Raw genomic sequence first — 10134 nt, 5'->3', positions numbered from 1 at the left:
ATCATATTTTGAGAGGTTAATTGATGCGCTCAATTTTTAATATCTTAAAAACTTTTATGATCAATCGATCTCTGAAATGCCAAAATGCTTCTAATCTGTACGATTTATATTACTGGGGTATGTCTTATGACTCTAACAATAAAATGTCTGTTGCAGGTCTACAAGTACAGGATTTGTTGAAACAATATGGCTCACCACTCTTAGTTGTTAATAAGGAGCGATTGGTTGAAGATGCTCTTTCCGTTCAGAATGCCATTAATCGTTGTGGCAGGTCATCAAAAGTTACATATTCCTATAAAACCAATTGTATTCCTGGAATACTTAAAGAACTTCATGACCTTGGGATTGGTGCCGAAGTGATTTCTCCCTATGAGTTGTGGCTGGCAGAACAACTAGAAGTCCCATCGGATAACATTATTTACAACGGGGTCAATAAAACCGAAGAAAGTTTGTTCCGGGCTATTGATATGGACATCCTCTCGATCAATATCGATAGTCTGTCCGAAGTTGAAACAATCGTTTCAGTTGCGAAGCGGTTAGAAAAAAAAGCGCGGGTTGGAATGCGATTGGCCTTCTCGCAATCAACCCAGTTCGGGCTTGGTATAGACACTGGCGAAGCCATGGAAGCATTTTTCCGTATTATGAAATACAGAGAATGGATAGAGATGGTGATGCTGCACTTCAGTGTTACAAGCAATTCCAGAGACTCGAGCACCCACTGCCATTATGCTCAAAAAGCACTTGAATTTGCGAAAGCGGTAAAGGACAAAATTGGATTGACCATCTGTTATCTCGACGTCGGTGGTGGTATCGGTGTGCCGACCAGCAAAAACATGAGTAGTTTGGAATATGGATTGTACCGGCTTTTTGGCTGTTTGCCAAAACCTCCCGATCCGAACGATTTCGAAAATATAGGGACTTTTATCAGCCGTATACAATCAACCGTAGAGAGCACTTGTAAAAGACTACATCTGGATGTCCCTAGTCTCATCGTTGAGCCGGGCCGCTTTGTAACTAGCCGGGGAGAGTTTCTGCTTAGTACAGTACAGTCTGTTAAGAAAAAAACAAACGGTGCAAGATTTGTGATAACTGATGCAGGTAGATTGTCGATTACCTACCCAATGGACTTTGAATATCATGCAATTTTTACTGCACAAATAAAGAATGGAAGGCAAATGGTACCGCAGAATTTGATGGGCCGAATATGTACCTCTGCTGATTGGATGGCCAAGAATGTGTTGTTACCTGAACTTGAGGAAGGCGATGTATTGGCCACAATGGATGCCGGTGCATATTTTTCCTCTTATTCGTCAAACTTTTCATTCGGGCGCCCGGCTATCGTTATGGTTAATAGTGCTGGGGCGGCAAAAGTATTGCGCGAAGCTGAAAATTTCGAACACCTGGTTGCAATGGATACACTATTTAAATGAATATACTGGTAACAAACGCTAAAAATCGGATAGCCTATAATGTGGTAAAAAGCCTTTCTGCTAAAGGGCACCATGTTTATTGCGCTGACTTTGTGCCACGCGCAATGACCTATTATTCGAGGTACTCAAGTGGTTATTTTATTTATCCATCACCATTTAGCAAGCAGAGCGCGTTTGTAAAATGTTTGATTAATAAAATAATTGAGTTAAAAATAGATGTTTTGATTCCAGTTTATGAGGAACTGTTTCTTGTTTCCAAGCATAAGGAATTATTTTTAAATCACGTAAAAATGGCTATTCCAGATTACGAAAAAATTCTAATCGCGCATAATAAGGATCAGTGGTGGAGGATAGCTAAACAAATTGGGGTTCCCGTGCCGGAAACATTTTCGGTAGACCAGTTGAAAAGAAATGCATCCTTAATAATTCAGCTTGAATTTCCGGTATTGCTAAAAACAAAACAAGGTGGCGGTGGATGGGGTATCGGCCAAGTAGATACCTTTGAAGATTTGATACGAATACTCGATGCTGGTACATACCATGACCTTCCTCTGGATCGATACATCGTCCAGAAAAAGATGCAGGGCGAAACGATTTGTGTAGCCATGGTGCTCAGTCATGGGAAACTGATTGGAAAAACAAGCTATCGTCAAATTCGCGAGTATCCGGCATTCAGAGGACAGGCAACATGCCGTGTTAGTGTTTCGAATAAGGCTGCTGAAGCTTTCTTGCAGAAAATTCTCGAATTTCTCCAATGGCATGGCGTTTGTCAGGCTGATTTTATTATTGAGCACAAAACAGGTGTTCCCTACTTGATTGACGTCAACCCTCGATTTTGGGGCTCACTATCGCAAGCAATTGCATCCGGGGTTGATTTTCCTTTTCTAATTGCTGAAATATCAATAAAAGAAGATGTCGAAACTGTTGGTTTCTTCTTGGAAGGTATTCAAACCCGATGGTTAGGCGGTGAAATTCGCGGTTTTGTTCAGAACTTTACAAGATCAAGAAAAAAAATTCCCTTCCTAAAAGATTTTTTTTTCCCTAAAATTACTACAAAAAGCTTTGATGATTTTAGTTTAAAAGATCCTTGCCCATTTATCATATGGGGTATAGATTCTACCTTGCGAAGCATTAGGTATAGAGGGAATAAACCGCATGATTCTCTTGAGGGTGTATGGGATTGATTTATGGTGATCCAATCATTTCGAATGGTATGGGCAGAAAATCGAAGTAACCAAATAATTTTCTGACTTTGTTTCAGTATAAGGAATAATGTGAAGCGCATATTATTTTTATCCAATAGAGGGCTCGTCCCAATAAAAGACGGACATACGCGAAGAAGTTTTAATATATTAAAGGGTCTTGCGCAAGACAATGAGGTTTACTTTCTTTCTTTGTATGAACGCCCTGAAGAAATTAAAAATGATAATATCAAAATTTATGAAAATTTATGCGTCGGTGTCGAGTTCTTTAAGTCGCCATTAAAAAGATTTAGCATCTCGATGTTCTGGCGATTTTTGGCAAGCTTATTTTCTGTTGAGACATATACCTCTTGGCGCCATTATTCATTTGAGTTCAATAAAAGAGTAAATGAAATCTTGTCAATTAGGGAATTTGATTTGGTCCATTGTGATATTTTACCCATTTATTACACAATACATAACCGAAAGGACGTATTTCGAAGCGTTACGGATCACGACGTCAGTTACCTGAAATGCTACCGCATGGCAAGGAATACTCCCAATATTTTTCTAAAGTCCTTTCTTTACTACGAAGGCATTAAATTGAAAAGAATGGAAAAAAATATTTTTCGTTCAGTCGATTTAGGTATTGTAGTTTCAGAAACAGATAAACAGGCGCTTGTGAAAATTTGCCCTGAAGGCAACTTTTTAGTTATAGAAAATGGCATTGACGTGGATTTGTTCCAGCCATTCAATGGAACGATTAGCGTTGGCAAACTTTTATGGTTGGGAGGTTTTAGTCATTATCCAAACATAGAAGGTATAAAGTTTTTTTTGAGATATGTTTATCCGTTGGTTAAACGCTTTGCCCCATATGTTTCTATTGATATTGTTGGCGATAATGTTACGGAAGACCTTAGACAATTTGCGAAAATGGATCCGCATATTTGTTTTACAGGCTTTGTCGAAGACCCTTTACCCTATTTGAATTCCGCTGAAATATTCGTCGCCCCAATAATGAGCGGAGGCGGAACAAAACTTAAGGTGCTTGAAGCAATGGCCGCCGGAAAGGCTATCGTGACCACTTCTATCGGATGTGAAGGTATAGAAGGTATCCCTGGAGTGCATTATTTAGTTGCCGACAATGAAGAAGGTTTTGCCGAAGCTATCTTATTGTTATTGAATAACAAGGAGTTGCGTCATAAAATCGAGAGATCAGCTCATCAATTGATTGTTTCAAAATATAACATAGAGGATATCGCTGAAAAACTTTCAGATTATTACAATAGGATATAGCCCTGATTCAAACCATTGAAAATGCACGTTTTCAATTTTCAACCATCATTTGTTACGGCGCTTTCCAATAAACGGCTATTGATTCTGTCGGAATCCATCAGATGCTGTTATTCATATAATAGTATGAGATCTGCATTGATCTTGCATTCCTTGAGTTCTTTATTTTGGAGAGGTTTATTTTCATCCTGCAGGTGATCGGCCTGCGGGTCGGGGCCAAATCGTCGTACCAAATGCGGCATGTCCGCACCTTATTGGCCTCGGCCCGGAGCCGTTTTGCCTGGATTTTAGGGCAAAGGCTACTTACTTCGAAAGGTAGCCAGGGAGAGGGGCGTGCAAAGGTCTCCGCCTGAATTTTGTGCCTGTCCTTTCGTTTTTCCACAAGGGATTGACGGTATTGATATTGATTTGCAGTTAGGTGCAGGTTTCCCAACACTCGGAGAGAGGATAAGATGAAATACTTAATCGCGATGTGTGCCTTCTTAATCGTATTAATTTGCCCATCAGCCTACGGTGCGCCTAATTTATACGATGCCAGTAGTTCTTTTTATCTCGATGGGCAACAGTTTACGATTGATGGTTTTGTCATAATAGATGACCAGCTATTGTATTGGAACCCCCGCACGCCGGCCCAACAACCAGTTGATGAACTTCATCCTCCCGCAGTACATATTTACCGTGCATATGGTTTTTCCATTCCCGCCTTTTCACTTTCCATCAAAAGCGCCTCTGAAGATATTGATTACTCCATTTGGGGGTATGATGGATACTTATATGTAGAGTATTTTTATAGTGATAGTGCCTGGGGCAACCTTGATAGACAATATAGCTTCAAAGGAAGCGGGGGCGATTGGGATGTATGGTATGGTGGACTGTTCGATTTTTTTTCCTTTGATATGGACCCGTATGATTGGAGCGCGGGATTAATTGAGTTGCCACCAATCATACGATTGGGCCATGAGCTTTATGGCTGGCCTCAAGACCCGTTGCCGGGCTTGTTCCAATCGATTGATTATATTTGGTTGACAGCGCAAGTGCCAGAGCCCTCGACCCTGTTGCTGGTGGTCCTTGGCCTTATCTGTATCGGTGGCTTGCAAAAATTGTCCAAGATCATACAATATTCGACCTGATAGCCAAACGAACGAATTGACCCCATAGGCCCAATTCCAGTTTGGTAAGCCCACGGCTGTGCTGGGGAACCAGGATTTGACTGGCTTGGTGCCTTTTGAAAGACATGGATGTCCACTTTTTTCAACGGAAAGTGCGCAAATTTCCGATGAAAAAATCATAATCGTCCTTTCTCAAATCTATAGGAATTTGTTTTTCAAGAGAATTTCTTTGGAACCGCGTGTTTGGCATCACTGTTGCTAGGAATATCAAGCGAGGTTGGTTTTCAATTTATTTGCTAATAACAGCAACGCGGTTTCCGCAACGAGGAGTGTCCAACAATGAAAAAAGGTTCCAACAATCTATTAATATTACTATTTTTCCTAATTTTTTTTCCTGCCATTCAGAGCACATCTCATGCTAACATCGCCTTCGTTAGTGGTAAATGGGAAACGACTTTTAATTGCATTGTGCAAACCCAACATGAAGGTAGCCTTAGCTGTGACGGGTTGAGTTGGGGTGGCGATTGGACGGTTAACGGATATAGAACTACAATCGAGTCGGCGGGTAACAACCCGATAGGCGATGGTCGTGGAGCGAGATTTTGGAAAGGGAGTGGCGGCGACAACAGGAATTCGGGTACTATAGTTGCCGAATTCCCAACCCCCCAAAAGGAGCTTTGGGTGCGATGGTATGAGAGATACGAGGCTGGGTTTAGGTGGGGCAATTCCATCGATGTAAAAAGCCTATATTTCAAAGCTAACAATTCAAACCCTTATGTCGGATACCAGTATAGCAACTATCGGTTTTATTGGGGCGGTTCCGGCGGCGGACCGACCTTCCCTGTCGCGGTGGGGAATGGGTGGAGATATGTCTACCCTACTGGTACCTCTGATGGTACGTGGCATTGCTTTGAAGTTTACATGAAAATGGACACCGATGGCACCGATGGCGAAGGCAAGATATGGATAGATGGTGTACTGGTTGAAGAATATAGCGGGTTTAGCTGGAGTTCGGGGTCCAACCATCCTGGATGGGATCGTTTTGAATTTCTGTCGAACCAGAAAGATCCAGGCTTATCGCGCCCGTATTACGTCGATTTTGACGACCTTGCTGTTTATAATACTACTCCATCGAACAGGGATGCCAATGGTAATCCCTTCATCGGGCCTATTGGATGGGGTGGCGGAAACTACACACCCCCGCCATCCGAAACCCCTGAAGAATCGCCCGAGGAGTCTACACCACCGCCTTCGTCGCCGTTACCGTCCGATTCCTATGTGATTCTGGATGAGACATGGGAGCAGAACAATGTCAATAATTGGATGTATGATTTTGTTGCTGGGGACACAGCATTAGATACAAGCCCTGTTTATGCAGGGAACTACGCCATCAAAATGAGAAGCTCTAATCCAGGCCACTATGTTCACTTTTTTGGGGATCACCCGCAGCTCAACCAACCGGACGAAATGGTGACGGATGTTACCGTCGAAGAATATTATTATCCGCCGGTGGATTTTCAATGGCCGGCGTCCGATCTAAAACTCTGGATCAACAATGCATTTGAAAGTTGGGGCGCTGGATACAACCTTGCGAATGGACAGAGCAAACCGCATACATGGGCCCCCTATTATATGACGATCTCGGTTGATGGAAGCGGGCGGCCATTTGGCCAGCTGACAAGGGCCGATGGCCTTGGAGGCACCGGTGCATTATGGCAAAATTATTGGCAAAACAAGGGTTCTGCAGTTAGTTTGGTTCGGGGGCAGTGGAATAAGGTCAAATACAGGCTTAAGTTAAACGATCCTGGGCAAAACAACGGGATATTCCAATTGTGGGTTAATGATGTTCTTAAGTGTGATTATGGCGACATTAACTTCCGTGGCAACTATTCGACATATGGTTGGAACCATCTAATGATGTCAATGCATGCCAACCCCTCGCACTCCCAGAACCAATGGATAAGTCGTGATAACATCAGAATTGTATCTGGTACCTCGGGCTCAGGTTCAATTTTACCCCCACTTAGGTTAAGAATATCAGATTAAAATACAATTTTCTGGGAATACAATCGTTTCCAACTACAGAAGATTCCGGAGCAAGAATCCGCGCCTTGTTAGGTTCGGATTCTTTGCTTTTATGACCTCTACGTGGGTTATCTTGAATGCTGTTCCCGTGCAGCGACTATATCTGAATGGTTGCCTTATTTGCTTCGTTGGCGTGGAGGCAGAGGGCAGAGAGACAAGGTGGGGTAATAGGTGGTGGGTGGGTCACAAGATAGATTCAGGCTTAAGTTCCGAACAGCTTCTGAGGTTTTTACAAGGGTGGACGTCAGGAATTGTGTTCTGATTTTTGATAGGCTGCAAAATATGAGCGCGAGTTCAGCTAAAACTTGCCAGGTAAGGAGCGTTGTATGGGTTACCTTTTCTGCGCTGTTGCAACCATAAGCGGTAAAAATTGCAAGTCCTCAATGGAGATGATGAAGGTTTTGGGTTGTGGGGTTTTCTTGCCGCACACGGCAAACTGCCGGGGCGAAAAACCATATCGAACATAGCTGCCATAATTATGATTCAGCAATTTTCTGATTTATGGTGATGGTGAATGATCATGTACCTTTCTTTGTCTGAAGGTTCACAATCAGGAAACAATCCTAAGAGAATTCGGGTTTGATTCATGTCGACGGTTAAAAAATGAAAAAAAAAGTGGTCATCATCGGCAGTGGCTTGGCGGGCACCTTGATCTGTAACTTGCTTACCGATGTGTGTGATGTCACGCTGCTCGAATTGGGCCAAAAGGCTGGCATCTCCTATCCGCATTTAGACCATGTTGGTAAACACTTTGGGGCGGTGAAGACTTTTTGCTTTGGTCAAGGGGGCACCACCAATCTTTGGGACAACGGCTTGATTCCCATTGATCCTCGAGATGTTCAGTCGCGTACCTTTGAGCAGGTGTTGCTTGGCGCCAGGCCTTATATCGATCGCACGGCGGCCCTGCTCTTTTTTTCAAGGCTTGGATATTCGAACGTTTACGAATCGGTGCGGACTGAATTGTCCCGGGTGGCTGACAGCATTGGTGCGTTTCCAAGCGGGGTGGACTGCTTGCTGTATCCTAAACGGCACAAAGCGCTTAGGGTGGATGACCGGGTATCGGCTTTTTATGGTGTCGGCAGTATTGACTTTGTGGCTGAAAAGGGCCGCATTACCTCACTGCGCTTCAGCCATGGAGATGGGATCCAATCGGTTTTCCCGGATACCGTGATTGTTTGTGCCGGCTCCTTGGGTACACCCAGGCTGGCCTCCCAGATCCTTGCCGCTGCAGGGTATCCCAGTGATCAACCAGGGTTGGGGCTAATGGACCATCCCATGGGATTTGTGGGCAAGGTCAAGGTGAAATCCGAGTTCAGGGCGCGAATTCAGGATATGGCCTGCCTGGACAAGGGGGATTACCTTTGCCGCACGGCGCTGCGGCTGAAAAGCGATTGCGGTCGCTACACCGGCTGTGCTTTTTTCAGACCCGCGCTCACCATGCAGAACCGCATTTCCATTTATAAATATAAATCCCTTCTGGGGGCAAGCAGTGGAATGGCGCGGGTGCGGGCTGCTTTTTCTCCCAACCTTTTTCACCCGGACATTCTGGCGGAAATCTATTCTCACCTGCTCGGGGTGCAATTACGCAGCAGAATTTTCAACCTGCTGGTGCTCTTTGAACAAAAACGCGGCTTAAGTCGAGTTTCTTATGATGGTGGTACCATTAAGGTGGATTGGCGGGTTACCGATGAAGAACTGGCGATTTACAACAGTATGTTAGGCAAATTGAAGGCCATGCTCGAACCCGTCGCCCAAGAATTGGTTATTAAGACACCCTTGCCCGCCGACTGGCTGTGGTCGGCTGCGCACCATTCCGGGACGATTTCATTGGGAGATCCGCCTGAGGGTCTTGTGGATAAGGATCTTAAACTGCACGGGTGTGATAATGCGTTTGTATGTGACGCTTCGGTAATTCAGGAACATTCATACGCCAATACGGGTTTGACCATTGGTCAGTTGGCTCTGCGCCTGGCTGACCACCTATCATAGCAGGGGGCAATAATTTGAGTGGGCCGACCGTTTTGGTAACCGGTGCTACCGGCTTTTTGGGCAGCCGTTTGGTTGCGCAGTTGACGCGGCAGGGTTTTCGGGTCCGGGCGTTTGTGCGCCGGACATCCAACACGGCGCGACTGCAGGCCACGGCCGCCATGCTCCATTTCGGTGATGTCAAGGACGTTGAATCCCTGTCGTCTGCCATGAAAGGTGTGACGGTGGTGGTGCATGCCGCCGCCGACACGAGCGGCGATGCGCAAAGCGGGCAGTTGATCACTGTTCAGGGCACCCGAAATGTGATCCAGGCGGCAATGGCCGGAGGTATCCGGCAGCTGATCTATCTGAGTTCTTGCAGCGTCTACGGCATCACCGATTGTCAGCCTTGGCAGAGGATCGATGAAACCGGCCCCATCGAGCGGCACCCCGAGATGCGGGGGCACTATTCAGAGGCCAAGCTCAAGGCTGAGCAGGACGTTTTGGCGGCCATGGGGAAGGGGGCGTTAAAGGTTACCTGCCTGCGGCCCGGCACCATCTGGGGACCGGGAGGCGAGACCTTCACGCCCATGATGGGCTTCAAGGTCGGCCGGCGCTTGATCGGCATTATCGGCAGTGGCCGATTCATACTGCCGCTGGTTTACCTGGACAACCTGGTCGCTGCCATCCTTACCTGCATTGACCACCCCGGGGCCTATGATCAAATATTCAACGTCGTCGACCCCACACCGGTGGACAAAAACACTTACACCCGCAAGGTATTGAAACCGCTGTTTCCCGGCGCGTTATTTTTTCGTATCCCCTACTGGGCGCTTTACGCAACCGTCGCTTGCCAGGAGGTGGTGTTCAAGGCTTTGGGGCGCAGGCCGGTTCTAAGCCGCTATCGGTTGGTGTCTTCCCAGCGGCCGGTGAAGGTTGAAGGTGGGAAAATCGCACGACAGCTGGGGTGGTCGCCGCCGATGGGTTTTGATGCGGCCGTGCAAGAGGTCTTGCGGTTTGAAAGAGGCCAAGGCTGAATTTCTGATCTGCCACTGTGGACATTAGGATAAC

The 10134-nt window shown here is 45.6% G+C and carries 7 protein-coding genes; all 7 read left to right on the top strand.

All coding sequences use genetic code 11. The features are described 5' to 3' along the window. The first annotated feature begins 23 nt into the window (after nucleotides 1-23). The 7 genes from MRX98_RS20705 (at nucleotide 24) to MRX98_RS20675 (ending at nucleotide 10100) form a co-directional block, all read left to right on the top strand. Complete coding sequence (locus MRX98_RS20705; RefSeq protein WP_246914681.1) at nucleotides 24-1430, top strand: diaminopimelate decarboxylase family protein; 1407 nt, start codon at nucleotides 24-26, stop codon at nucleotides 1428-1430. Further along, the gene (locus tag MRX98_RS20700; RefSeq protein WP_246914678.1) at nucleotides 1427-2614 is read left to right on the top strand and encodes a carboxylate--amine ligase; all 1188 of its coding nucleotides are present in this window, start codon (nucleotides 1427-1429) and stop codon (nucleotides 2612-2614) included. The genes MRX98_RS20705 and MRX98_RS20700 overlap by 4 nt, the downstream gene beginning before the upstream one ends. Nucleotides 2615-2704: 90 nt before the next feature. Beyond that, a complete protein-coding gene (locus MRX98_RS20695) occupies nucleotides 2705-3907 on the top strand; it encodes a glycosyltransferase (protein WP_246914675.1) in 1203 nt (400 codons plus the stop codon). Nucleotides 3908-4356: 449 nt separating this feature from the next. Beyond that, the gene (locus MRX98_RS20690) at nucleotides 4357-5034 is read left to right on the top strand and encodes a PEP-CTERM sorting domain-containing protein (protein WP_246914672.1); all 678 of its coding nucleotides are present in this window, start codon (nucleotides 4357-4359) and stop codon (nucleotides 5032-5034) included. Between the two features lie 318 nt (nucleotides 5035-5352). Further along, nucleotides 5353-7059 carry a polysaccharide lyase gene (locus MRX98_RS20685; RefSeq protein WP_246914669.1) on the top strand — a complete coding sequence of 569 codons (1707 nt, stop codon included), beginning with the start codon at nucleotides 5353-5355 and terminating at the stop codon, nucleotides 7057-7059. Between the two features lie 642 nt (nucleotides 7060-7701). Then, the gene (locus MRX98_RS20680) at nucleotides 7702-9087 is read left to right on the top strand and encodes a GMC oxidoreductase (protein ID WP_246914666.1); all 1386 of its coding nucleotides are present in this window, start codon (nucleotides 7702-7704) and stop codon (nucleotides 9085-9087) included. Nucleotides 9088-9101: 14 nt separating this feature from the next. Further along, nucleotides 9102-10100 (top strand): NAD-dependent epimerase/dehydratase family protein, encoded by a 999-nt coding sequence (locus MRX98_RS20675; protein WP_246914663.1) that lies wholly within the window; start codon nucleotides 9102-9104, stop codon nucleotides 10098-10100. Nucleotides 10101-10134: the final 34 nt, after the last annotated feature.

Source organism: Desulfatitalea alkaliphila (assembly GCF_022968795.1).
Taxonomy (GTDB): domain Bacteria; phylum Desulfobacterota; class Desulfobacteria; order Desulfobacterales; family Desulfosarcinaceae; genus Desulfatitalea; species Desulfatitalea alkaliphila.
This window is presented reverse-complemented; position numbering and strand designations above follow the sequence as displayed.

Bases quoted from the DNA above. Each gene is read 5' to 3' on its own strand.
- MRX98_RS20690 (WP_246914672.1), top strand. From the start codon at position 4,357: ATGAAATACTTAATCGCGATGTGTGCCTTCTTAATCGTATTAATTTGC.
- MRX98_RS20685 (WP_246914669.1), top strand. From the start codon at position 5,353: ATGAAAAAAGGTTCCAACAATCTATTAATATTACTATTTTTCCTAATT.
- MRX98_RS20680 (WP_246914666.1), top strand. From the start codon at position 7,702: ATGAAAAAAAAAGTGGTCATCATCGGCAGTGGCTTGGCGGGCACCTTG.
- MRX98_RS20705 (WP_246914681.1), top strand. From the start codon at position 24: ATGCGCTCAATTTTTAATATCTTAAAAACTTTTATGATCAATCGATCT.
- MRX98_RS20700 (WP_246914678.1), top strand. From the start codon at position 1,427: ATGAATATACTGGTAACAAACGCTAAAAATCGGATAGCCTATAATGTG.